This window comes from Brevibacillus antibioticus (assembly GCF_005217615.1).
In the GTDB taxonomy this organism is placed as follows: Bacteria; Bacillota; Bacilli; order Brevibacillales; family Brevibacillaceae; genus Brevibacillus; species Brevibacillus antibioticus.
Genome location: NZ_SZNK01000001.1, coordinates 1 through 22,420, shown reverse-complemented (window position 1 = coordinate 22,420; position 22,420 = coordinate 1). Strand labels below are relative to the sequence as shown.

Here is a 22,420-nt window from a genome sequence, read left to right as displayed (position 1 = left end):
TGTCCTTTTTTTTCGCGTGCAAATGCCTTTTACTAAAGAAGGTATAACCTGCAAGCGCACGAGCAGGAGGCTTAATACATGAAAGAACTTCACGACCGCACCCTTTTACATACGCTGGTGCAAAATAGTCCCTTGCCCGATATTTTTGATGCCATTACCCTCCATGAAATGCGCCTGTATCAGGCTGAGAAGGGTGATATCCTCTGTTCGAAGGGCGATCAGCTTCACCACATGTACTTCATTTTGAAGGGGAAAATCAAAATTTTCACGACGCTTCCTAACGGAAAATCTTTGTTGCTGCGCTTTAACAATCCACTCGCGATTATTGGTGACGTCGAGTATGTCACACAATGCGAGGTCCGCAACACCGTTGAATTTGTCCATCGAGGTCTCGTAGTCAGTCTCCCCTTCAAGGTTTTGCAGGAAAACTACCAGAACCACCCGCCTTTTTTGCAATTCATTCTACATAAAATCAGTCACAAGCTACATACATCATCGAACTCAACCAGCCTAAACCTGTTGTATCCCGTTGAAAACCGCTTTGCCAGCTATTTGCTCTCCACGCTGTCCAGTGACACAGGGTCGACTGCTTCTGAGGAGCTAAAGACGGCGAAGCTGACAGAGGTTGCCGAGCTGTTAGGTACCAGCTACCGACACTTGAACCGGGTTATTCGCAATCTTTGCGCAGCATCCGTGATCGAACGCAAAAAAGGCGCACTGATTATCAAGGATCGAGAAAAAATTAGTGAGCTTGCGAGCGGAAACATCTATGAGTAATCAACCATGTAGGAGGTCATATTGTGCAAGGCATTCTCTTTTCGTTACTCGCTGGCGTTTTTATTTGTCTGCAAAGCGTATTCAATGCGCAAGCCAGTACAAAGCTCGGACTGTGGCAAACCAATGCGATTGTTCACGGCGTGGGCTTTCTTGTATCGTTCGCGATCTTTCTCTACGTTCGTGATGGCGATTGGAAAAGCATCGGGGAAGTCAACAAGGTGTATTTACTTGGAGGCGTTTTCGGGGCGCTGATCGTTTTTAGTGTGATGAAAGGCATTACGACCATCGGCCCTGCCTATGCCGTATCGATTCTGCTCATCTCCCAATTGCTCGTCGCTCTCCTCATTGATTCTCTCGGCCTGTTCGGCGTGCAAAAGGTTCCGATCACCTTGAACAAGATCATCGGAATCGGCATCATGATCGCAGGTGTAATGGTTTTCAAATTCAAATAAAGGAGGAGGGCATGATCGCCCTCCTCTACAGAATCAATCGCTCCGGATTCAGCCCCAGCAGCGCCTCATGTACAAACCTTCCATCTTTTCGAATCAGTACATCGTCAAACCAGATTTCGCCACCACCGTATTCTGGACGCTGAATGCTGATCAGGTCCCAGTGAATCGCACTGCGGTTGCCGTTATCCGCCTGATCATAGGCACGACCCGGTGTGAGATGGAAGCTACCCGCGATTTTTTCATCAAACAAAGTATCGCCCATCGGATACAAAATGTACGGGTTAAACGCAATGGCGAATTCACCAATGTAGCGTGCACCTTCATCCGTGTCCAATATTTCCGTTAGCTTGTCCGTATAGTTAGCGGACGCCTCGACAATCCTTCCTTCCCGAAAAGTAAACCGGATGTTTTCAAACGTCGTGCCTTTGAAATTGCTGGGCGTATTGTAGCTGATCGTCCCGTGAATCGAGTCGCGCACGGGAGAGGTGTACACTTCGCCATCGGGAATGTTTCGTTTGCCTACCGCTGTCCGCGTCCCGATCCCTTTGATCGAAAACGTCAAGTCTGTCCCTGGTCCGACGATGCGCACCTTGTCCGTTTTGTCCATGAGGTCGTACAACGGCTGGCACGCTTCGGCCATTTTCCGATAATCGAGTGAACATACGTTGAAATAAAAATCTTCAAATGCATCTGTCGTCATGTTGGCCTTTTGAGCAAGGGCCGAGGTCGGGTAGTTAATGCGCAGTCCTGTAATTTGATTGTCGACATGATGGAAAATGGAATCATACGCTTCTGCGTACAGACGGTATTTCTCCTGCGGAACATCCTTCATCTCACTGTCATTTGTCTCGCCATGAATGCCGATATAGCCTTGGATGCCAAACCACAGGTCCTTTTCCAACTGCACGGTCTGGGCAAGCTGCTCTTCGGTTAGCCCTTTCAACCATTCCCGCTGGACTTTTGGCCGTACAAAGCGGAGGTGGGGATACGCTCCCTTCGCATACAGCCGCTTCACCAACTCCATTGCCAGTGCTTCTCCTTCATCCACGACCATGATCATAATATGCTGTTTGGCTTGCACATCCAGGCTGTACGAAATTAAGTTGTCGGCTATTTTGCTTAGTCTCTCATCTCTCATCCGTCACGCGTCCTTTCCGGTTTGTGATTGCTCTTCCAGCATAACGCGCGTTTGTCAGAGGATTATCATCGGAAAAATCGTGATCCCACTGTTGTGGTCGGGAGAAGCACTGTCACATGTTTTCCAGTCGCCTATATCCTCTCTTCGTTCGGGCGGTCTCCTTCCAAACATGTGACAGTGCTTCCGGACAGCTGTGGATGATTTCGTGCTTTTTAGGCGTCTTGCAAGTTTGTACAAAGAAGTTCTTGAGATCATTGTACTGCATTCACCTTCTAAGATTTGAGAAGCTGCGTAGAAGAAGCGAATTTCCAGTCCAAGCGCCTCTGGAGCCCACCCTAGCGTAGGAAAAAATGGCGGGGAATTTCAGCTTCACTTATGGAACCCTTCCTCGAAACTTCTACGTTTGAAGCGCTCCCGCCATTTATTCCGAAGCGGACAGTCATACTTCTTGCGGGGCGTAGGCCGAAGCGTAGACTGGAAATTCGCTTCTTCCCCACTACAGCCCCATTCCATACAAAAAAGCGATGCTAAGGAACTTGCCCTGCACCGCTTCTCCATCATTCACTTTCCTAACCGCCTGTGCTGGACATCTTCCACACACTGACTGATCCTGGCGAGTACAAAGGCGATGACGACCGAGAATATCACAATGCCGTAAAAGCCGGCTCCGATCCCGATACCAATCCCTCCGGCGAAAAAGATCATGGCTGCGGACGTCAATCCTTTTACTTTCAAGCCGTCCTTCAAGATGACGCCTGCTCCTAAAAAGCCAAGACCTGTGACAATCTGTGCAGCCAAGCGCATCGGGTCCATCATCGTTCCGTTACCAGGCGCACTGTATAGCTTGGTGCTGTAAATGGAAACGAGTGTGATGAGCGTGCAGGCTACGGACACGTACATGTACGTTTTTAGCCCGGCAGGCTTGTTTCTGTGCGAACGATCCCACCCGATGAACAAACCGAGAATCGCACTCACCACTACCCGCACATACATTTCCAAGTCGTACTGCACATACAACCCTTGTAAAAGCTCCATCCTTGTCACCTTCTTATAGCGATAGAGACATGATATGTGCAATTTTGAAAAATAGACCGCCTTTTTTTAAAGCTTACTTCCTTTAAACTATGTAAACAAAAAAGCGGACGCCTGTTAACCGTCCGCTTGTAGCTTGTACGACTATTCTATTGTTTTAAAGTAAAGCACGGTGTCGTGATAGCTGCCGTCATCCGATCGGGCAAACTCCGGAACGCGTCCAGCTTCTTGGTATCCCATCGACAGATACAACTGGTTGGTTTCGACGATGACATCTACCTGTACAGCTACCCAAATTTTCACATGTTCATGGGGCACCAAAGTCCAATAGGCCCGTGCTTCTTCTAGCTGCATAGGCGGTAAAAAGCCAAGGGAAGCCCCATCCTCCACAACATCGATCAGCAACTGGGACAGCTGATGTAGTTCTTCCTCTGAAAACTCGATTCCTTCCCGATAACAAAGGCTACCTCATAAGAGCCCCTCCGTATTTGTAGAAGATTTTTCTTCCTTGTTACACTATAACGGAGAAACCAAATTCATGTAAGATAATCTAACATCACTCTATCAAGGTCGATATCCATACATACTGAAAACAAACAGCAAGCATAGATAGATAATCGCTGCGGGTACAATGGTAAGAGAAATGAGAAACCGTTTCTTCACACTGTTGGCATTTCGGAACAGCCAAAAGTAGATGAACAGCAGGATGAGGAGAAATGGGACAAAATAAAAACCAAGCATGAGTCCCACCCAATCCGAGTTGGTTTCCCAGAACTGCTCCGGCACGGGCACCCGATGATACTCACTATATATCTGTTCTTTACGTGAGATAAATAGATAAGATAGCACGAGGTAGTAACCAAATATAACGAATTTCAGCAAAGGCTTGATCTGCTTTGCGGCGAGTGTTATCGAAAAAATGATACCTAGGATAAACCATACTGCCATGTACTCCATCTGGATCCCTCCTACGAAGGATTATAGGGATCAGTTCTCTTGGAGATAAGTACCAACTTTTTTTGGTACCTCACCCTTACGTGATTGCAAGAGTCGACAAAATTTGGAATACTTCCTATAATAGACTTGTCAAACACACGGTATGCGAGTATCTTTGCAATAGAACGCTTACTATCTGTAGGAGATGGTCACGATAACGTACGCTCTTTCGTTTTTCCTGTCGTTTTGTATCGTTATGGTGCTGATTCCGCCTCTGGCTAAATTGGCATTTCGCCTTGATTTTGTGGACAAGCCACGTAAAGACGTGGAAAGAAAAATTCACCGGGAGCCGATCCCATTGACAGCCAGCTACGCTATTTTTGTTGGCTTTGCTGCATCGTTTTTGCTCTTCTCGAAAGAATCGACTGGGCAAACGATTGCTGTTCTGTCAGGCTCATTACTGCTGCTGATTATCGGTACCATTGATGACTGGTACAAGACCCAAGGCAAGGATTTTTCCGCCCTGCCCAAGCTGATCGTCCAAGTATCGGCCGCCGTAATTGTCTATCTGTCGGGTATTACTTTTTCCGGCTTTTACAATCCATTGAGTGGCGAATACATATTGCTCCCGGAATGGTTGCAGTTCGTCCTGACCATCCTGTGGATTTTCGGAGTAACGACGGTCATCAATTTTTCGGATGGCATGGACGGCTTGGCTGGAGGGCTTTCTGCGATCTCCGCAGGCACGCTCTTCGTAGTCGCTTTAGTAAAAGGACAAAGCACATCTGCGATTATGGCGATCAGTCTGATCGGTGTTGCCTTGGCTTATCTGCGATACAACAAGCCACCGGCCAAAATTTTCATGGGAGATGCAGGCGCGACCTTCCTCGGTTTTATCTTGGCGGTTATCGCGTTGGATGGTGCCTTTAAGCAGGCAACGGTTCTCTCCTTGTTCATTCCGATTTTAGCACTTGGTGTGCCGATTTTTGACAATCTGTTTGTAGTGACCAAACGCTTCCTGCAAGGAAAGCCGATCTACCAAGCAGATGCCAGCCAGGTTCATTATCGCCTGCTGCGTTCTGGACTCAATCCAAAACAGGTCGTCACCTTCCTGTGCTTGATCAGCGTTTGCTTTAGTCTGACGTCCATTATCCTGCTCCTGCTCGGAGTATAGTTATTATCGGTCACAATGAAAAATGCCGCTCGGGTCTAATCCCTGCGGCATTTTTTTATGAGCGATTACGCAAAGTCTCTCTTTGCTGTCGTGGTCGTCTGGAACGTTTGAAAGCCTGTCCGTTCGTACAACACAATCGCGGGTTCGTTATGGGTACCCGTGACGAGATGCGGCTGCAAGCCCTTTTCCAGCGTCCGGTTCACAAAAAAGCGGACAAGCTCTTTGCCGTAGCCTTTGCCTTGATGCACGGGATCTACAAATACATCGTAGACTTCGCCGTGCCCTGTGATGATCAAAGACCCTACAAATACTCCCTCATGCTCGAATAAGTAAATATCTTCTCTCATATCGTTTAGGATCCATTTCTTCCATGCGTTCATCGTTTTCTCAGGATAGTCTGCCAAACGGTATGGTTGAAGATCGATACCTTTACGTACCTCATAGTAAGCGTCACTCTGCGCTTGGATGTACATATCCATATCGGACTCCGAGAATTTTCGTACGTCGAGTGTCGGTTCCGGCCCGATCTCCCCTGTGTATTTCATCAGATGATGTCCCCAGATAGAAGCAAAGCCTCTCTTGGCAAAAAAGTCGGCTCCCTGCCCGTGGTCTACCCGATAGGTAGCCATGACTGCCCTCGGCTTCTCCTCGTGCTGTTGCAATTCCAGCCACAGCTTATCGAGCAGCCGCGAGCCGATTCCTCGCTTTCGATGGTCTGGTCGTGTATAGACGTATATTTCTGCTGTCCCGTCTTCGCCGGAGGAGTTCAAATCATATGTGCCACAGCCGATGATTTGATTGTTTTCCTCCCAGATGTAAACCGTAGCTTTTTCCACGATATCGTCAATCTCTTCGGTCCTCCAAAGCATGCCTTCGCCAATCATCGTGACGATTGTCTCTTTGTCTTTTGATTGTGCTTGTCGTATCATCCACGCTCTCCTCCATTCTCTCCCATTAGCTCTGTTGAACGGTTGCTGCTTCTGCGGCTTTTTCCAAATTCTTGCGATGCTGCAAGCAAGCCTCGCACCTTCTGCTTTTTCGCCCGAAAGCCGTGTAATATTTGCTCTTTTTGCAAGACCGGCACGTAATGTACAACGAGCTCGACAAATTGTAGTTCTCTTCTGGCGTGTTTTCTTTCAAGTGTACCGTCTTGTTGTATTTGATCAGCAAATGAGCTGTGTGGATAGCATCGACCAAGGCCGAGTGCAGCCTGCCCTCCTGCATGATTCCTGCCGTATCGATCGCTTCTTTCAGACTCATCTGTTTGCGATCAGCCAAAAGCATGCTAATTGGCGGCTGGATGTCGTTGTAATTGCGCATCCAGTTGAAGTCCAAACCGAAACGCGCACCATGCTCGATCATCAGCCGCTTGTCGTCTTGCCCCCATGTGCACAGGTAGTATTCAGAATCGTTGCCAATCCACTTCATAAATTCTGCGAATGCCCGGCGAAACGGGATAAAGGTTGGCATGTTCTCTTTATCGAGACCGATGAACTTGCGCGTTCTCTCCGAGATTCTGCGTTCAATGGCCGGAAAGGTATAGCGTTGAAAGGTGTCGACCTCCACGCCATTTTTCCCGGGTACGACTTTTGCCGCTCCGATCTCAATAATTTCCGGGATCTTGTCTCTCTGATAAGTCAGTGTCGTTTCAAGGTCAAAAACAATGATCTGCAAGCGTAATCACATCCTGTATGTATTGTCTCTATTATGACTTGGATCGGGCATAGAAAGCAAAAAAAAGACAAAAGTGGCTGCTTGGTTGAAACAAAACAAGGATAAGAACCCGTCAGGATTCCTATCCTTATTTAACCTTTTATGCTAGCGCTTTTGTGGATTCCCTCGTCAACTGACGCAATCCGTAACTCATCCTCACTATTTGCCCGTCTTCATTCCGGAAAAACTCAACCCAGGGGATGGAGTCTCTTTTTTGGAAAATGAAGCTGTCTTTTTGTACCGGGACCAGTGGGTACGATAGACCATCTACCTCCAAGAATAATCTACCATCGCTTTTGACTATCGATGCGCTTACCCATTCCTGCGAAGAGTAGCGCCCCTCGTACAGTGACAGCTGCTCATCTGCGACTTCGTATGGATCATAGGCATACAACGGAGCTCCGGCTGGCCTTGCAAAATAACTGTTCAAAAAGCCGAGGACCAACTCTCGAACGCTCACGCCATCGAGATTGACCAGAATCACGCCCGTAATCCCTTGATCCGGAACCGAGAAAATGTGCGAGCTGATTCCCTTCAGCGACCCGCCATGCTCTACCAGCAAGCCATCTGGAAAGGCAGGCGAGACCATCAGACCATAGCCATAGGAGCGGTGCCCGTCCATACGAGCAAAGGGAGTGAGCATCTGCCTGACGCTATCGGCAGACAGAATCGGTGTCGGTTTACCCGCTGCCCCCAAACGAAAGATTTCCAAATAAGCGAGTAGATCATTCACAGTCGATTTAAGGAAACCGGCTGCCCGCATCGCTGGGGCATCGTGCCAGATGGGTGCTGCAATGATTTGATTTTCGTCATCGATTCTTTTGTTGGTATACAAAACCGTGACGTCATCCTGGTCAGCCAACTCATCCACGGAGAAAACGGTTCTGTTCATACCCAGCGGCCGCAAAATATGCGTCGCAACGTAGTTTTCATACGTCTGGTTGCTGACCCGTTCAATAATCGCCCCCAAAAGCCCATACGCGTCGTTGTTGTAGCTAAAAGCTCCTCCTGGCTCTGAGAGCGGCTTCCCTTCGAATCCAGCAATGGCTTCCATGACTTCTTCGTACGTATTCAGGTAAGGCACTGTCTTCAGTTCTTCCTCTGCCTTGGTTCCAATGACAGCAGGATCATTCTCCATACTCCGCCTCATTGCGCCGTCTAAGTAAGGCATGGGCGCTATTCCAGGCGTATGTGTCATGAAGTGATGAATCGTCATGCGTGCTGTCAGCTCGTGATCGCCGGCCCGAAACTCAGGCAAATATTTCACGACCGGATCGTGGACAGACAGCTTGCCTGCCTCCTGCAGCTGCATGATCGCAACGCAGGTAAACGATTTGGTGATGGATGCGATGCCAAAAACCGTGTCGAGGGAAAGTGGTAGCTGCTGTTCTCTGTCACGAAAACCAAATGTCCCTTCGTACAAAAGCTCACCATCACGCGCAACAGCAATAGCTGCACCCGGAGCCTTTCCCTCGTCCAGCAGCTGCTGTGCATACGAGTGGAACTGTTCCTTCCATGTCGTCATTTTCATCAACTCCCTATCGCTTGCTCATAAATCGCTTTTGCAACACGGGCGATGGTAAGTTCTGCGGCTTCTGTGTCAGTCACACCACGTGAAAGTGCCGTGATCGCAATCATTCCTTTTCCTTCGGGCAAATAAATGATGCCAGCATCATTGACGACTGCATTGACGGTCCCTGTCTTATGGGCGACCTTTGTTCCTTCTGGCAACAAGTACGGCAGACGGCTGTTGTAATGCTGACGCCGCATGATGTCTTGCATCAGCTCGCAGGAGGTCTCCGTGAGAATTTCTTTTCGCGCAATCATGATAAGCAGGCGGTTCAGCTCGGCTGGTGTCGCTACGTTATTATCACAGGTAGGCATCGAAACATCGTGAATCAATTCGTAATTGCCTGACTCTTCTCGTCGCATGAATTCATCAAACCCTGCCTGCGAAGGAGTAGGCTCGTTCATACCCACACAGTGGTTGAGGAGCTCCCAGCAATTATGCCGCAAATGAATCTGCGAAAGTCCCAGTTCATGCATGTGCTTATTCACCTTGTCGATGCCGCCGATTAGTTCGAGGATTTGGTCTGTCGCATAGTTATCGCTAACAATCGTCATCAGTGTCGCCAAGTCTTTGACTGTTAAGGCCGCTCCCGCATCCAGCTCTTGCAGAATGCCTGACCCCGGCACGCGATCCTCCCATTTTAGTGTCACACGCTGATCGAGGCGGATTCGTCCTGCTTCCACCTCGCTCATCAAGGTGACCATGATCGGAATTTTGAATGCACTCGCCAGTTGAAACAACTCTTCATCCAGATGCCCCGCTGTCTCTCCCGTTTCCACATGCACAGCTGCGATTCCAAAAATACCGGGCGCTTCCTTCAATTCATTTTCTACTGCTTGCTGCCATGTCATGAAAATTCCTCCCCCATCGCTTTTCGAAACGGCCCACACGCGGATTATTGTGTCGGCCATTTCTTTTCAGCGCTATTGTTCTTTGTATCCCCATTTAAAGTCAATGTAGCCCAACGGATCTACTGTGATGCCTTTTACTTTTTCATTTTGTACCCATGAATTGACGCTAGAGTACACACCTGTGACCGGCATTTCTTCCATCAAGATGCTCTCTGCTTCGACCAGATACTGATTGCGTTTGGTCTCATCCGGCTCAGCGTATGCCTTCTTCACCAGCTCTACGTATTTTTCGCTAAACCAGAAGGTAGAGTTATTGGAGCTGTTCTTCTCCATCATCAGCTCCAGGAAGTTGACGGAGTCATTGTAATCACCCGTCCAGCCTGTTCGGGAAATCATGTACTTCCCTTGCTCCTGATCGTTAAACATGACCTTCAATTCTTTGTTGATCAGCTTGACGTCCACACCGAGAGCTTGCTTCCATTGAGCCTGCAACGCTTCAGCAATCTTCTTATTGAGATCGGAGGTGTTGTAGAGATAGGTGATTTCGGGCAGCTTAGTGATACCCGCCTCCTTCATTCCTTCTGCCAATAACTGTTTCGCTGTCTCCACATCGTTATCCTTGAAATATCCTTCTGGCTTCAGGGAGGCGGAAAATGGGACGAAGCCCATCAAAGGAGTCTGTCCGGCCTGACCGATGTTTTCTGCGATGTCACTGCGGTTGATCGCGTAGGCAAACGCTTTGCGGATTTTGCTATTCGTAAAGGGTGGCTTCTCTGTCTGGAACAACAGATAGTAGCTGGTGGCACGTTTCATGGTTTGCAGCTTGCCTTCGTCGCGCAACGGCCCAATGGCATCCGCAGGCAGACCGCTAATCGGGCCGCCAGCCCAATCCAGCTCACCGCTATTGAACAGCTCCAGCTCGGTATTCGTATCTTCAATCATAGAAAACTCGATTTCGTTAAACTTCACAACGTCTTTGTCCCAATAGTGCTCGTTTTTGGCTAGCTCAATCTTGTTTTTATGCTGCCAATTCACCAGCTTGAACGGCCCATTGGTCACGATGGACTCGGGCTTTTTCGCCCAATCGGGATTAGCTCCTACCACCTTTTGATTGACCGGATAGTAGAAGGTCGCAAGTGTCAGGAAGTAAGGAGTAGGGTTTTCCAAGGTGACTTGCAGTTTCTTGTCATCGACGACCTTGATGCCGACATCCTCCGCTTTCGCCTTTCCTTCGTAAAAGGCGCGGGCATTTTTGATCGGATAATACTTGTAGGCGGAGCCACTGGCAGTCTTCGGATTGAGCACGCGCATCCAGCCAAAGGCGAAGTCTTGAGCCGTAACCGGGTCGCCATTGCTCCATTTGCTGTCGCGCAAAGTAAAGGTATACACCTTTTTGTCCGCTGATACTTGAATGTCGGATGCAACGGAATTGACTGGCTTGCCATCCTTGTTCAATCGAACAAGCCCGTCGTACAAAGAACGGATGAAGGCACCGGAAATCACATCGTTAGACATGCCTGAATCAAGTGTTTCAGGTTCTGCGGCATTCATGCGCAAGGTCTGCTCTGCCGCAGGCTGCGCAGTTGCCTGCTGTACTGGTGCTGGTTGCTGCTGGTTGTCTGGTGCGGTTTGAGTCGGCGTATTGCCGTTGCTACAGCCTGCAAATAGCCCCGTAAGCAAAACGAAGAGACTTGTTATGACAACTGGTCTTTTCATGCTGTACCCCCTGTTTGAGTCGGATAACGGATTATTGAATAAATATTCTGCAAATTTTATGCCATCCATGTTTTCCGTTGTTCTTTTGTTGGTTTTATTCAGTGCTGAATACTTTTACCCGAATCGGTCCAGCAGGTTTCTACCAATAGTCTCTGTCACGCAAAAAAGAAGTATTCATCCTTGAATACTCAGGCTGTCGAGAAAGTCGACAGCCATTTTTATTTTACTTAATTTTAAGGCGACACCGCGTTAATTTGTTATAATTCTTATAATTACATTTTATAGTAGGTGATAATTGTGCTTACCTCGAATGATAAAAATCCGCAAATGCATTACGAATTTGTGTGCCTTGATGAATTGGTCCCAGAGGACCATTTATTAAGGGTCATCCAGAAACATATAGATTTCTCCTTCATCCGAGAAAAAGTACGTCAATATTATTGCGAGGATAACGGTAGACCTTCGATTGATCCTATTGTTTTATTTAAAATGATTTTCATTGGATACCTTTACGGTATCCGCTCAGAGAGGCAGCTCGAAAAAGAAATCCAGACTAACATCGCCTATCGTTGGTTTCTTGGCCTTTCTTTAACAGATCGAGTTCCAGATCACACAACAATCAGTTGGAATCGTCGAACCCGTTTTAAAAATACAAATGTTTTTCAGGAGATTTTTGATGAAATTGTGCGCTTGGCGATTCAGCATCGAATGGTCGCTGGACGTGTATTGATAAGTGATTCCACGCATCTTAAAGCAAATGCGAATAAACGAAAATTTAAGAAGCATGTCATCGAGAAATCGAGTCGTGCCTATCTCAAAGATTTAGAGGTAGCAATTAATGAAGACCGTGAGGTACATGGAAAAAAGGATTGAAGCCTAGAGAGGGTGTGAAGGAAGAAAAGGAAATCAAGGTGAGTACCACTGATCCGGAAAGTGGCTACATGGTTCGAGACAGCAAGCCCGAAGGCTTTTTCTATCTCGATCACCGGACTGTCGATCATAAGTACAATATTATTACCGATGTCCATGTCACTGCTGGCAATGTCCATGATTCCGTTCCTTACATAGATAGGCTGAATCTCCAAATCGAGAAGTTTGGGTTTAAGGATACAATTGAAGCTATTGCATTAGATGCTGGTTATTTAACTACTCCAATCTGCAAGGCACTTCACGATATAAATGTATTTGCTGTCATCGGTCATCGTGCCTTTACACCTGTTAAAGGTCTTTTTGCTAAATGGCGCTTTAAATATGATCTGGAGTGCGATGTGTACACATGTCCTCAAAAACATACGCTTACTTATTCGACTACCGATCGAAACGGATACAGGATGTATAAGTCCAATAAAGAAATATGTAAAACTTGTCCAAGGCTTTCTGAGTGTACCCGATCTAAAAATCACCAAAAGGTGATAAGTAGGCACGTTTGGGAAGAGAGTAAGGAATGGGTTCGACAGAACCGTTTAAGTAAATCGGGGAAATATTTATATAGATTAAGATACCAAACCATAGAGCGAAGCTTTGCAGATGCTAAAGAACTGCATGGGCTTCGCTATTGTAGGTTACGCGGACGTGAAAATGTCCAAGAGCAGGTATTGATGACAGCAACAGTACAAAACATTAAAAGGATAGCACTACACCTAGCGAAAGCAAGTTAGGTGAAGGCTATCCTTTTTTCAGCACTTCGTGCTGGAACAATACCAAAAAGAAATCCCCAAAAGGGGGTTTCTCTTCAGTCTGAGTATTCATCCTTGAATACTTCTATTCATTCGCGCATATTCTACTGTCCTCTCTAGCTTATCGCTGGTTCATACATAGCTACCGCATCACATGACCTTCGGCAAAAAACGATCGGGACGTGCTTTTGCTTCGCCAGCTTCTTTATATTTTTACTCAAGCTGTGACTCACGAAGTTAATAAAGACAAGAACAAGCTCCGTATCCGAAGGAATCGTTGCCTTCACATCGGATTTTTTTCGACCTGATACGTGATAGACATTCTGGAACCCTTTGTTCTGCAACAAGCTCTCGATTTCTGCTACCCGATCTCCTCCTACCACAAGAACGCCTGCCATAGTCCTTCCTCCTCTCTTTTTCCACGCCTACTTGTCTATTTTCCGGTACGCGCTTGCGAAAGCTTTGCCTCGGGCTTTTCTGCCGGGAGTCTGTATTTTTCCGTTCGCTCAATCTGAACAACCTGTGAATCGTGAACCACAATATGTATGGAGCCGTATTCCAGACCATCCAGTGCGCGTGCTATTTTTTCTAATAAGAAATTGTCTAGGGGAATCTCATTCTTTGCCATGTGGATCACCCTCCTGTTTGATCGAAAATCAATATATACTATTCCTACCCATTTAGTGTGTTTTATAGTCTGATAATACCTCTTGATCCCCTTTACTGTCAATGTCAAACAGTTTGGGAAGCAAGAGGCTTTTCTCACCTCATTTTCCTTCGATTGACGAAAAGCTCCCTGCGCAACTAGACAGCTTGGTTGTCTTTGTCCTCGCAGGAGCTTTCGTTCCCCCGTTGATTCCCGTTACACCAAGTGACAGGCGACAAATCTGTCGGTGTTCACTTCGCGAAAAGCAGGCACTTCCTTTCGGCAAATGTCTTTCACATACGGGCAGCGCGTGTGGAATTTGCACCCCGCCGGAGGATTCGCCGGACTTGGCATGTCTCCCTGGAGGACGATGCGTTCGCGCTTTTTCTTTGGGATCGGAAGTGGCACAGAGGAGAGCAATGCTTTGGTGTACGGATGGAGCGGCTCCAAAAACAATTCATCGCGAGGTGCCAGCTCCAGCAATGACCCCAAATACATGACGCCGATCCTCGTGCACAGATGCTCCACGACGCTCAAATCATGCGAAATGAATAAGTACGTCAGCTTCCTTTTCTCCTGCAACTCTGCAAACAAATTGATGATTTGCGCTTGGATCGACACATCCAGAGCAGATACTGGCTCATCCGCGACGATAAAATCAGGGTTCATCATAATGGCCCGTGCGATACCGATCCGTTGACGCTGCCCCCCCGAGAACTCATGCGGATACCGTTCGACATGATACGGTGCCAATCCACATAAAGCCATGACCTCTAAGACTCTTTCTCTGACCTCCGCTTGTGGGAGCAGCCCATGATCAAGCAGCGCTTCCCCCAGTGCTTCTCCGATTCGAACGCGTGGATTCAGCGAGCTGTACGGATCTTGAAAAATGTATTGCATCTGCGGGCGCAAAGCTCGGAGCTCTTGGCGATTCAAGGCGTGGACATCGATCCCTTGGAAGCGAACTTCTCCCTCTGTCTTTTCCAAAAGGCGCAGGATGGTGCGACCTGTCGTGCTTTTCCCACTGCCGGACTCACCGACAAGCCCAAACGTCTCCCCTTTTCGGATGGAAAAGCTGATGTCATCCACCGCTTTTACATGGCCGATCGTCCTACCTAAAAGCCCTCCAGTAATCGGGTAATATTTTTTCAACTGGCGCACTTCCAGCAAATTACTGTCCACGGGCTATCTCCTCCTCATATAACCAGCACGCGACCTTTCTGCCGTCTCCCCCATCACGCAAAGGCGGCTGCTTCACTCGGCAAATGTCCAAGCACTGATCGCACCGGTCATGAAAATAGCACGATTCACCGAGTGTCGTCGGATTCGGCACTTGACCGGGGATGGAATACAGCTTGGATCTGCGTTGATTCAACACAGGCTTGGAGCGAAGCAAGCCTTGTGTATACGGGTGCTTCGGCTCCTCGAACAGCTCAACGACAGGAGACACCTCTACCACTTTCCCTGCGTACATCACGACCACATGATCGGCCATTTCCGCTACGACACCCAGATCATGCGTGATAAAAAGAATCGCAGTTTGGGCTTCTTCCTTGATTTTGCGCAGCAGATCAAGAATTTGCGCCTGAATGGTCACATCCAAAGCAGTCGTCGGTTCATCAGCGATCAATAGACGCGGATTGCAGGATATGGCGATGGCAATCATAATGCGTTGCAGCATGCCCCCGCTCAATTCATGGGGGTACGATTTGGCGATTTCTTTTGCCCGTGGGATTCCGACTAGCTCGATCAGCTCAATGGCTCGCGCTTGGGCTGCTTTTTTGCTTAGGCCCTGATGCTCCATGATCGGCTCCATGATCTGCTCACCGATGGTCAGTACGGGATTGAGTGACGACATCGGCTCCTGGAAAATCATCGCCAGCTCATTGCCACGGAGCTTTCGCATTTCTTCTTTGCTCACTTTTCGCAGATCACGGCCTGCAAACCATATCTCACCCGAAACGATACTGCCTACCGCCTCTGGGATTAGTCTCATCAATGACATGGCTGCCGCACTTTTGCCGCAGCCCGACTCGCCTACGATGCATACGGTCTCTCCTTCATGGACGCGCAGATCGAGGGCATCGACTGCTTTGACCACGCCTTGTTCGGACTTGAAGTAGGTGCTTAAATTTTGGATTTCGACTAAAGCATTCATGCTTGGCTCACCTGCCTTTTCGTGTATAGGAGAAGCTGTAGTGGAGGGGAGAAGTGATTTCCAGTCTACGCTTCGGCCTACGCCCCGCAAGGGGTATCACTGTCCACTTTGAAAAAAATGTCGGGAGCGCTTCAAACGTCGAAGTTTCGAGGAAGTATTTCATAAGTGAAGCTGAAATTCCCTGCCATTTTTTTCAAAGCTGGGATGGGCTCCAGAGGCGCTTGGACTGGAAATCACTTCTCCCTGCGCAACTTCAGTTTTTTCTTGAAAGAAGGTTCAAGAAGTTATGAATCACTCAAGAACATGCATCAACGCTGCTGCTTCGGGTCTAAAGCATCCCGCAGTCCATCCCCCAGCAAATTAATCGAGATGACAGTAGCGAAAATAGCAATCCCCGGAGGAACCCACAGCCACGGTCTTTTCTGAAAATCGATCAACGTGTTTGCCGCATCCATCATATTGCCCCATGTCGGCGTTGGCGGGACGACTCCGAGGCCGAAGTACGATAATACAGATTCGCTCAGGATCGCACCTCCGACGTTCAAGGTGGCAACTACAATTAAAAGTGGTGTCAGATTGGGCAGCAAATGGAAGAATAGCTTGCGTCTGTCGCGCAGACCGAGTACTTCTGCTGCTTGCATGAATTCACTTTCACGCAGGGTGAGCATCTGGCTGCGGACCATTCGTGCCAAGCCGGGCCAGCCGATCAGGCTCAGCATGACCATGACGATGTAAATGCGGTAGTCGGTCGGGATTTTCCACTCGGAGAGGACTGCACCCATAATAAACAAGAGCGGCAGACCAGGAATGGTCATGAGCACGTCTGCTATACGCATGATCACTTGATCAACCCACCCGCGGTAAAAGCCAGCCAGTGCACCGAGAAGGGCGCCAATGGAAACAGAGAGCACCATAGAAGCGATGCCTACTGTCAATGAGATTCGGCCAGCCTGCATCAACCGCGTCAAAATGTCTCTGCCCAAGCTGTCCGTCCCGAGCCAATGGGAGAAGCTTGGCTGCTTGTTGATCATGGTCGTATTAATCTTGCCGGATGCGTACGGAGAAAAAAACGGACCGATGAAGCATACCGCTACCATGACGAGTAAAAACACAAGTCCAGCCATGGCCAGACGCTTCTTTTTCAGGCGCAAAAACGCCTCGTGCCACAAGGAAGAACGCGACGCTACCTGCTTTCGTCTCGTCACCTCCGCTACTTCACTTACCGTTGATGCCATCGTTCTCCCCCCTATTTCAACCGAACCCGCGGGTCAGCCACTCTGTACAGCAAATCAGCAGATAAGTTTCCGATGACGGTGAGAATCGCCAGGAACATCGTAAAGCCCATCAAGAGCGGGTAGTCCCGTACAGAAAACGCCTGCATGTACAACTGTCCGACACCGGGCCAGTTAAAGATTTTTTCCGTGATGATCGCCCCACCAAACAGAGCTGGCAGCTCAAAGCCTAGCAGTGTAATGGCAGGCAGGAGCGCATTGCGCAGCGCGTGCTTGTGCAGGACGACTTTTTCCTTCAGTCCTTTTGCCCGGGCCGTGCGCACGAAGTCTTGTTGAATGACCTCCAGCATGTTCGTGCGGAAATAGCGGGTCAGCGTCCCGACGCTAAGCAAAGTCAGCACCGTCACAGGCAAAAACATATGTTGAACCACGTCCCACGCATAGGTGAGCCCTGTTTCCTTACTGCCGATCATCATCATGCCCCCTGCGGGAAACAGCTTGGCATCGACGGCAAACAACTTGATAAACAGCAGTCCAACGAAAAAGACAGGCAGCGACATCGCAGCAAAAACACCGATCGTCACGAGGGCATCGAACCAGGAATGCTGCCTTGCAGCAGACAGAACTCCGATTGAGATCGCGATCAGCCATGTAAAAAAGGTGGAGGTAATCGCGAGCAAAAACGAATTCCAGATGTAATCGTTCAACAACGACATCACTGGCTGCTGGTACTGCAGGGAGTAGCCAAAATCGCCTTGGAAGGCGTTTTTCATCCAGATGAAATACCGTTCGACGACAGGCTTATCCAGCCCGTACATCACTTTTAGCTCCAGCTTTCGTTCGGCTGTCAGCTTAAGACTCGTATCGACGAAATCACCGGGCGTTAGGGCATACAGGAAAAAAATCAAAATGGATGCGCCGAAGAGCGTCAACGCCATGTAAAAGACCCTTTTCAGGAAGTAGGACGTCATCGTTGGCCTCCTTTCATGCTTGGGGAAAAAAGAAAGCCCAGCCCCAGGGCCGGGCACAACATTCGTGAGTCAGTTACTCGAATTTGTTACTCGATTTTGATGCCAGGCAGGCTGGTCGAAATGCCCGTGAACGGATTCGGCTCCAAGCCCTTGATCTTGCCGTTGTGCGCAGACAAAATTTTGCGGTAGCCGAGGAAGATGTACGGTGGGTCATCGCTCAACTCTTTGTACAGGTCTTTGTAGATGGCTTTGCGCTTCTCGATGTCCAGCGTAGATAGACCTGCTTCCAGCAATTCGTCTACTTTGGCATTGGAGTAGCCATTCGTTCCGGTAAATCCGCTCTTGCCCTTTTTCGTCGAGAAAGCGTCTACACCGTCATCTGGATCGATCAGCATCGTGGTTGAGAACGAAGCGAGGTCGTGATCGCCTTTTTCCGTCCGTGCCAATACGGCGTTGTAGTCCATCATTTCTGCTTCAAACTGGATGCCCAGCTCTTTGTAGTTTTCTTTGGCAATCGGGATCAGAACTTCTCCCAGCTTTCCTTTTGTCGTGTAGTAATGCACGATCAGCTTTTGTCCGTCTTTTTCACGGATACCATCCGCGCCCGGCTTCCAGCCCGCTTCATCCAGGAGCTGCTTCGCCTTTTCCGGATTGTACGCGTATGGATTGACATCATCCGTATAAGCCCACGAAACAGGGCTGATTGGTACATTGGCGACTTGCGCGTATCCTTGGTAGGTCAAGTCGAGAATCTTTTGGCGATCCAGTCCGTAGATGAAAGCTTGGCGGACGCGCTTGTCTTTGAAAAACGGCTTGGAATGATTGAACTTGATGTATGAATAGGCGCTGGATGTGTACAAATTGATATTCACGTATCCCAGCTGTTGCAGTTGCTCAATGTTATCCGAGTTGACCGTAAAGGAGTTGTAGTCCATTTCCCCCGTCTGGATAAACTGCAGAGCGTCGCCCTCGGTCGTCTTGTAGATAAAGTGCTCAATTTGCGGCTTGCCCGCGTAATAGTGCTCGTTTGCAAGATAGCGGACTTCTTGACCAGGAATGTACGCCTCGAATTTGTAAGGACCAGCTCCCAAAGGCTTGCCGTGCAAGGTGCGGAGGTACTCCAGATTGCCTGGTTTGTACTCCTTGCCGTAGTATGCCTTAGAGAGCACCTGCCCGCCTAACAGGACAAGAGACTTGGCGTTCACTTTTTCCGTCGTGATCTGGATCGTCTGTGGATCAATCACCTTAATCCCTTCGATCGTGTTCGCTTTGCCTTCCTTGTATTCACGACCACCCTTGATACTTGCTACGAAAATGTCCGTTTCGCCATCGTACGTTTTGTCGTGCAGAATCGTCAGTGTAAAGGCGACATCCTCTGCCGTCAGCGGTGAACCATCGCTGAATTTCAGATTCGGTCTCAGGTGGAACGTATACGTGAGCTGGTCAGGTGATACGTCCCATTTTTCCGCGAGCTTGGGTACCGGCTTTCCTGTCGCATCGACATCCACCAGTGATTCGAAGATCGCTGAGGAGACGTTGCCATCGTAACCGTTGTGATAAAAAAACGGGTTAAACACGCCGCCTGGCTCCGTCAGTCCCGCAATGAATGTATCAGTCCTTTTGGCTGCTGCTTCCGGCAGCTTGGATACATCCGTGGCCAAATTGATGCCGTCTTTTATGTCTTGCACGTTGCTGGCAGCAGGTGCTGATGCTTCTGTCGACGGAGTCGCCGTTTGTGTCGAGGTAGCTGGCGTACTGCCTTCAGAGCTGCATCCTGTGACCAGTAGCGTCCCTAGCAGTAAAGTTGCAATGATTTGCGAAAGCCTTTTTCTCATGGTGATCCTCCTTCATATCCACTCACTTAAGTGAAACCGTTCCTCCGGTGGTCCGGTCGGATCAAAAGATAATAACATATAATTCTTACCTGTTTACTATGAATTAAATTATAGGTATCTACACCTGATCAAGTCAACATTTTTTTCCAAACAAAACGGTCATGACCGTTTTGTTGACCGCAAGCGGTCGCATCCACCTTTATGAAAAACGTCGAGACGTTTTTCACAGAAAAAAAGCCCCGATTATTCGAGGCTCTCATAAGTGGCATGTCTTTTATACGGAAGCTGTGTACGAAGCCTTTATCGCTGGTTTCGTAGTTTTCGTCAGTTGATGACGATGTAGACAAAAGATGTATTCCATCGGTTGTGGTCGGGAGAAGCCCTGCCACATGTTTTCCAGTCGCCTGTATCCTCTCTGCGTTCGGGCGGTCTCCTTCCAAACATGTGACAGGACTTTCGTACAGCTGTGGATTCATGCGTGTTTTTAAAACGTTTTGTAAGTTAATGCTAGGAAGCTATAAATCATCTTAGAACCACTTTATTAATAAAAGCTACGTAGGAAGAAGCGAATTTCCAGTCCAAGCGCCTCTGGAGCCCGCCCTAGCGTAGGAAAAAATGGCGGGGAATTTCAGCTTCACTTATGAATGACCTCCCCGAAACTTCTACGTTTGAAGCGCTCCCGCCATTTTTTCCGAAGCGGACAGTGATACCCCCTACGGGGCGTAGGCCGAAGCGTAGACTGGAAATTCGCTTCTTCCTCCACTACAGCAACGTTTATAAACATAAAAAGAGCCGGTTCCAAGAGGTATACCGGCTTTTTAATATCATCTTTTCGGTAAGTTAACCTGCCAGGATAATCCGTAACGATCTTGAACCCATCCGAACTTTTCACTGAACGGATATTGCCCGAGCGGCATGAGTATTTGTCCATCCGCGGAAAGCTGTCCAAAAACCCGGTCAACCTCTTCCTCCGTATCGCAGTCCACAAACAACGAAATCGCCGGAGTAAAGGCATGATAGTCACCGTTCGTATTGTCGATACACATGAAGGTCTGGTCTTTTAAGGTAAAGGTAGCGTGCAGGACTTGTCCATTCTCTTGATGCATGATCTGCTTGATTTCGGAGCGATCAAAAATAGAAGTGTAAAACTTCATCGCTTCTTCCGCTTGTCCGTGGAACATGAAAAACGTAGTGATAGCTTGCACTGATAATCACTCCTTTTCGTGATGATATACGTCTCCATTCTGCCCATTTCTCCCATATGCATAACCACTAGTTTCACACGTAGAGAAATGATGCGGCGACTCGCTATTGAGGCTTAGACTCGGTTACCTCCCCTTTTTCGGATATACTCGCCCCATAGGAAATACGGTTGAGCTTGTCGATGATCCTCTGTTTGTTTTTCTCATCCATCGGAGCAGGCTGACCGTTCGTTAGCTTCACCGGGATCACGCGGCTCTTGCTCCCGTCTTTTGTAAACGTCAGTTGAACCATCATGGCTTCACGACCTTTCGGGTTGCGCGAGGTGGTAAACACAAAATTCCCTACACTGTAATAGATCGGCGCCTTTTTATAAAACTCAACGCCCATAATCGAATGGCTGTGCGACCCAACAATGGCATCCACACCGCTGTCGATCAGCTTTTTCGCCATCTCACGCGCATATGGTTCCGGGTAATCCTCATATTCCAGATTCCAGTGCATGACCGCTATCGTAATGTCTGACTCCGCCACTACCTTTTTAACATGGGACAGCATCGGCTCATACGAGTAGGCATGTGCGAGGCCTGGCTTGTTTTTTCGCGCATACCAACGCTCATTTGGAAGGACACGGCTAATCCCGATGACTGCCACACGTTTTCCCTTGATCGTTTGGATATAGGGAGCAAATGCTTCTTCTTCGTTTTTCCCCGCCCCCACATAACCGATCTTCGCCTTTTTCAGATGCTCCATCGTGTCAGAGAGCGCGTCTATTCCGTAATCCATCGAATGATTATTCGCCAGATTGACCACGTCAAAGCCTGCGTTCACGAGCCCCTGTAACGACTCTGGCTTCGCACGATAGGTATATTCCTTTTTTTCCGGTCGTCCCCGTGTACTGACTGGTGTCTCCAGATTGCCAATCGTCAGGTCTGCCTGCTTGAGAAAATCCGCTGTTTTTTGAAACGGATAATCGACGCCGTACCGCCCGATCTGACTCCCGACGCTCTTATCCAAAATCATATCGCCGACAAAAGCAACCTGAATGGAATTCTGCTCCTGCACATCCTCTTCGCTGCTCGCCTGGACAGCGCCAGATTCCGAGCCCATCGCAACACAGAGCATCACAGCGGCTACCGCGATTACGGCGTGTTTCCATCGTCTAATCTTCATGCTTCTTTCGCCCACTTCTCTTTTTTGCTTTCATTCTAGAAGCCGCGGGATGTGAAGCCTGTTGAAGCATGTCTTGCTTTCCTTAAAATTTCTCGCCGAAAAGTGACGGGCATGCAAAAGATGGCGGTTTTGGGCATGCTTCTTGGGACAGAATATTCCTTCTTTTTCCA

Annotated in this window: 22 protein-coding genes; 4 read left to right on the top strand and 18 right to left on the bottom strand. The window is 48.5% G+C overall.

Annotation, left to right across the window (positions count from 1 at the left end):
* Positions 1 to 78 precede the first annotated feature (78 nt).
* Together E8L90_RS00130 and E8L90_RS00125 are read left to right on the top strand one after the other, a co-directional pair.
* Positions 79 to 777, top strand: coding sequence for a cyclic nucleotide-binding domain-containing protein (locus tag E8L90_RS00130; RefSeq protein ID WP_137027471.1), 699 nt, complete (start codon positions 79 to 81; stop codon positions 775 to 777).
* Between the two features lie 23 nt (positions 778 to 800).
* Entirely contained in the window at positions 801 to 1,229 is a 429-nt protein-coding gene (locus tag E8L90_RS00125; protein WP_137027470.1) for a DMT family transporter, read from the top strand.
* A gap of 25 nt (positions 1,230 to 1,254) precedes the next feature.
* Here the strand turns inward: E8L90_RS00125 and E8L90_RS00120 are convergent, their stop codons facing one another.
* The 4 genes from E8L90_RS00120 to E8L90_RS00100 form a co-directional block, all read right to left on the bottom strand.
* Complete coding sequence (locus E8L90_RS00120; protein WP_137027469.1) at positions 1,255 to 2,367, bottom strand: aminopeptidase; 1,113 nt, start codon at positions 2,365 to 2,367, stop codon at positions 1,255 to 1,257.
* A 561-nt stretch (positions 2,368 to 2,928) separates the two neighbouring features.
* Entirely contained in the window at positions 2,929 to 3,402 is a 474-nt protein-coding gene (locus E8L90_RS00110) for an MgtC/SapB family protein (protein ID WP_137027468.1), read from the bottom strand.
* A gap of 141 nt (positions 3,403 to 3,543) precedes the next feature.
* Positions 3,544 to 3,804: a hypothetical protein gene (locus E8L90_RS00105; RefSeq protein WP_341870803.1), complete on the bottom strand. Its 261-nt coding sequence runs from the start codon at positions 3,802 to 3,804 to the stop codon at positions 3,544 to 3,546.
* Between the two features lie 159 nt (positions 3,805 to 3,963).
* On the bottom strand, positions 3,964 to 4,356 hold the full coding sequence (locus tag E8L90_RS00100; RefSeq protein WP_137027466.1) for a hypothetical protein: 393 nt from the start codon (positions 4,354 to 4,356) through the stop codon (positions 3,964 to 3,966).
* 184 nt (positions 4,357 to 4,540) lie between these two features.
* On the opposite strand from E8L90_RS00100, the gene E8L90_RS00095 reads away from it, so the two are divergent.
* Positions 4,541 to 5,509 carry an MraY family glycosyltransferase gene (locus tag E8L90_RS00095; RefSeq protein ID WP_137027465.1) on the top strand — a complete coding sequence of 323 codons (969 nt, stop codon included), beginning with the start codon at positions 4,541 to 4,543 and terminating at the stop codon, positions 5,507 to 5,509.
* A gap of 65 nt (positions 5,510 to 5,574) precedes the next feature.
* On the opposite strand, the gene E8L90_RS00090 is transcribed toward E8L90_RS00095, so the two are convergent.
* The 5 genes from E8L90_RS00090 to E8L90_RS00070 form a co-directional block, all read right to left on the bottom strand.
* Positions 5,575 to 6,438 (bottom strand): GNAT family N-acetyltransferase, encoded by an 864-nt coding sequence (locus tag E8L90_RS00090; RefSeq protein ID WP_137027464.1) that lies wholly within the window; start codon positions 6,436 to 6,438, stop codon positions 5,575 to 5,577.
* A 25-nt stretch (positions 6,439 to 6,463) separates the two neighbouring features.
* Entirely contained in the window at positions 6,464 to 7,183 is a 720-nt protein-coding gene (locus E8L90_RS00085; RefSeq protein ID WP_137027463.1) for a 3'-5' exonuclease, read from the bottom strand.
* A gap of 139 nt (positions 7,184 to 7,322) precedes the next feature.
* A complete protein-coding gene (locus E8L90_RS00080; RefSeq protein ID WP_137027462.1) occupies positions 7,323 to 8,747 on the bottom strand; it encodes a serine hydrolase in 1,425 nt (474 codons plus the stop codon).
* 5 nt (positions 8,748 to 8,752) lie between these two features.
* On the bottom strand, positions 8,753 to 9,643 hold the full coding sequence (locus E8L90_RS00075) for a serine hydrolase (protein ID WP_137027461.1): 891 nt from the start codon (positions 9,641 to 9,643) through the stop codon (positions 8,753 to 8,755).
* Between the two features lie 72 nt (positions 9,644 to 9,715).
* Positions 9,716 to 11,359 (bottom strand): peptide ABC transporter substrate-binding protein, encoded by a 1,644-nt coding sequence (locus E8L90_RS00070; protein WP_137027460.1) that lies wholly within the window; start codon positions 11,357 to 11,359, stop codon positions 9,716 to 9,718.
* 327 nt (positions 11,360 to 11,686) lie between these two features.
* Between E8L90_RS00070 and E8L90_RS00065 the strand changes: the two genes are divergently transcribed.
* A protein-coding gene (locus tag E8L90_RS00065; protein WP_162309130.1) for an IS1182 family transposase occupies positions 11,687 to 13,017 on the top strand; the annotation gives its coding sequence in 2 pieces (ribosomal slippage) (positions 11,687 to 12,227 and positions 12,227 to 13,017; 1,332 coding nt in all).
* A gap of 134 nt (positions 13,018 to 13,151) precedes the next feature.
* On the opposite strand, the gene E8L90_RS00060 is transcribed toward E8L90_RS00065, so the two are convergent.
* From E8L90_RS00060 to E8L90_RS00005, 9 genes are all read right to left on the bottom strand, one after another.
* Entirely contained in the window at positions 13,152 to 13,433 is a 282-nt protein-coding gene (locus E8L90_RS00060) for a DUF2325 domain-containing protein (protein WP_007729617.1), read from the bottom strand.
* A gap of 35 nt (positions 13,434 to 13,468) precedes the next feature.
* Entirely contained in the window at positions 13,469 to 13,663 is a 195-nt protein-coding gene (locus tag E8L90_RS00055; RefSeq protein ID WP_137027458.1) for a YezD family protein, read from the bottom strand.
* 234 nt (positions 13,664 to 13,897) lie between these two features.
* Positions 13,898 to 14,863, bottom strand: a complete 966-nt coding sequence (locus E8L90_RS00050; RefSeq protein WP_137027457.1) for an ABC transporter ATP-binding protein — start codon at positions 14,861 to 14,863, stop codon at positions 13,898 to 13,900.
* Positions 14,853 to 15,839, bottom strand: a complete 987-nt coding sequence (locus E8L90_RS00045; protein WP_137027456.1) for an ABC transporter ATP-binding protein — start codon at positions 15,837 to 15,839, stop codon at positions 14,853 to 14,855. Before E8L90_RS00045 ends, E8L90_RS00050 begins: the two co-directional genes overlap by 11 nt.
* A gap of 308 nt (positions 15,840 to 16,147) precedes the next feature.
* Positions 16,148 to 17,074, bottom strand: a complete 927-nt coding sequence (gene opp4C, locus E8L90_RS00035) for an oligopeptide ABC transporter permease (protein WP_137027455.1) — start codon at positions 17,072 to 17,074, stop codon at positions 16,148 to 16,150.
* Between the two features lie 11 nt (positions 17,075 to 17,085).
* Positions 17,086 to 18,042: an ABC transporter permease gene (locus E8L90_RS00030; protein ID WP_137027454.1), complete on the bottom strand. Its 957-nt coding sequence runs from the start codon at positions 18,040 to 18,042 to the stop codon at positions 17,086 to 17,088.
* 86 nt (positions 18,043 to 18,128) lie between these two features.
* Positions 18,129 to 19,877 (bottom strand): ABC transporter substrate-binding protein, encoded by a 1,749-nt coding sequence (locus E8L90_RS00025; protein ID WP_137027453.1) that lies wholly within the window; start codon positions 19,875 to 19,877, stop codon positions 18,129 to 18,131.
* An 824-nt stretch (positions 19,878 to 20,701) separates the two neighbouring features.
* A complete protein-coding gene (locus E8L90_RS00010; RefSeq protein WP_279633640.1) occupies positions 20,702 to 21,082 on the bottom strand; it encodes a VOC family protein in 381 nt (126 codons plus the stop codon).
* 103 nt (positions 21,083 to 21,185) lie between these two features.
* Positions 21,186 to 22,250 carry a CapA family protein gene (locus E8L90_RS00005; RefSeq protein WP_137027451.1) on the bottom strand — a complete coding sequence of 355 codons (1,065 nt, stop codon included), beginning with the start codon at positions 22,248 to 22,250 and terminating at the stop codon, positions 21,186 to 21,188.
* Positions 22,251 to 22,420 lie beyond the last annotated feature (170 nt).

What these genes read in the sequence shown, in the direction of transcription:
- E8L90_RS00095 (WP_137027465.1), top strand. Translation starts at nt 4,541, where the DNA reads ATGGTCACGATAACGTACGCTCTTTCGTTTTTCCTGTCGTTTTGTATC.
- E8L90_RS00100 (WP_137027466.1), bottom strand. Translation starts at nt 4,356, where the DNA reads ATGGAGTACATGGCAGTATGGTTTATCCTAGGTATCATTTTTTCGATA.
- E8L90_RS00030 (WP_137027454.1), bottom strand. Translation starts at nt 18,042, where the DNA reads ATGACGTCCTACTTCCTGAAAAGGGTCTTTTACATGGCGTTGACGCTC.
- E8L90_RS00045 (WP_137027456.1), bottom strand. Translation starts at nt 15,839, where the DNA reads ATGAATGCTTTAGTCGAAATCCAAAATTTAAGCACCTACTTCAAGTCC.
- E8L90_RS00025 (WP_137027453.1), bottom strand. Translation starts at nt 19,877, where the DNA reads ATGAGAAAAAGGCTTTCGCAAATCATTGCAACTTTACTGCTAGGGACG.
- E8L90_RS00120 (WP_137027469.1), bottom strand. Translation starts at nt 2,367, where the DNA reads ATGAGAGATGAGAGACTAAGCAAAATAGCCGACAACTTAATTTCGTAC.
- E8L90_RS00130 (WP_137027471.1), top strand. Translation starts at nt 79, where the DNA reads ATGAAAGAACTTCACGACCGCACCCTTTTACATACGCTGGTGCAAAAT.
- E8L90_RS00005 (WP_137027451.1), bottom strand. Translation starts at nt 22,250, where the DNA reads ATGAAGATTAGACGATGGAAACACGCCGTAATCGCGGTAGCCGCTGTG.
- E8L90_RS00060 (WP_007729617.1), bottom strand. Translation starts at nt 13,433, where the DNA reads ATGGCAGGCGTTCTTGTGGTAGGAGGAGATCGGGTAGCAGAAATCGAG.
- E8L90_RS00070 (WP_137027460.1), bottom strand. Translation starts at nt 11,359, where the DNA reads ATGAAAAGACCAGTTGTCATAACAAGTCTCTTCGTTTTGCTTACGGGG.
- E8L90_RS00080 (WP_137027462.1), bottom strand. Translation starts at nt 8,747, where the DNA reads ATGACGACATGGAAGGAACAGTTCCACTCGTATGCACAGCAGCTGCTG.
- E8L90_RS00110 (WP_137027468.1), bottom strand. Translation starts at nt 3,402, where the DNA reads ATGGAGCTTTTACAAGGGTTGTATGTGCAGTACGACTTGGAAATGTAT.
- E8L90_RS00055 (WP_137027458.1), bottom strand. Translation starts at nt 13,663, where the DNA reads ATGGCAAAGAATGAGATTCCCCTAGACAATTTCTTATTAGAAAAAATA.
- E8L90_RS00090 (WP_137027464.1), bottom strand. Translation starts at nt 6,438, where the DNA reads ATGATACGACAAGCACAATCAAAAGACAAAGAGACAATCGTCACGATG.
- opp4C (WP_137027455.1), bottom strand. Translation starts at nt 17,074, where the DNA reads ATGGCATCAACGGTAAGTGAAGTAGCGGAGGTGACGAGACGAAAGCAG.
- E8L90_RS00075 (WP_137027461.1), bottom strand. Translation starts at nt 9,643, where the DNA reads ATGACATGGCAGCAAGCAGTAGAAAATGAATTGAAGGAAGCGCCCGGT.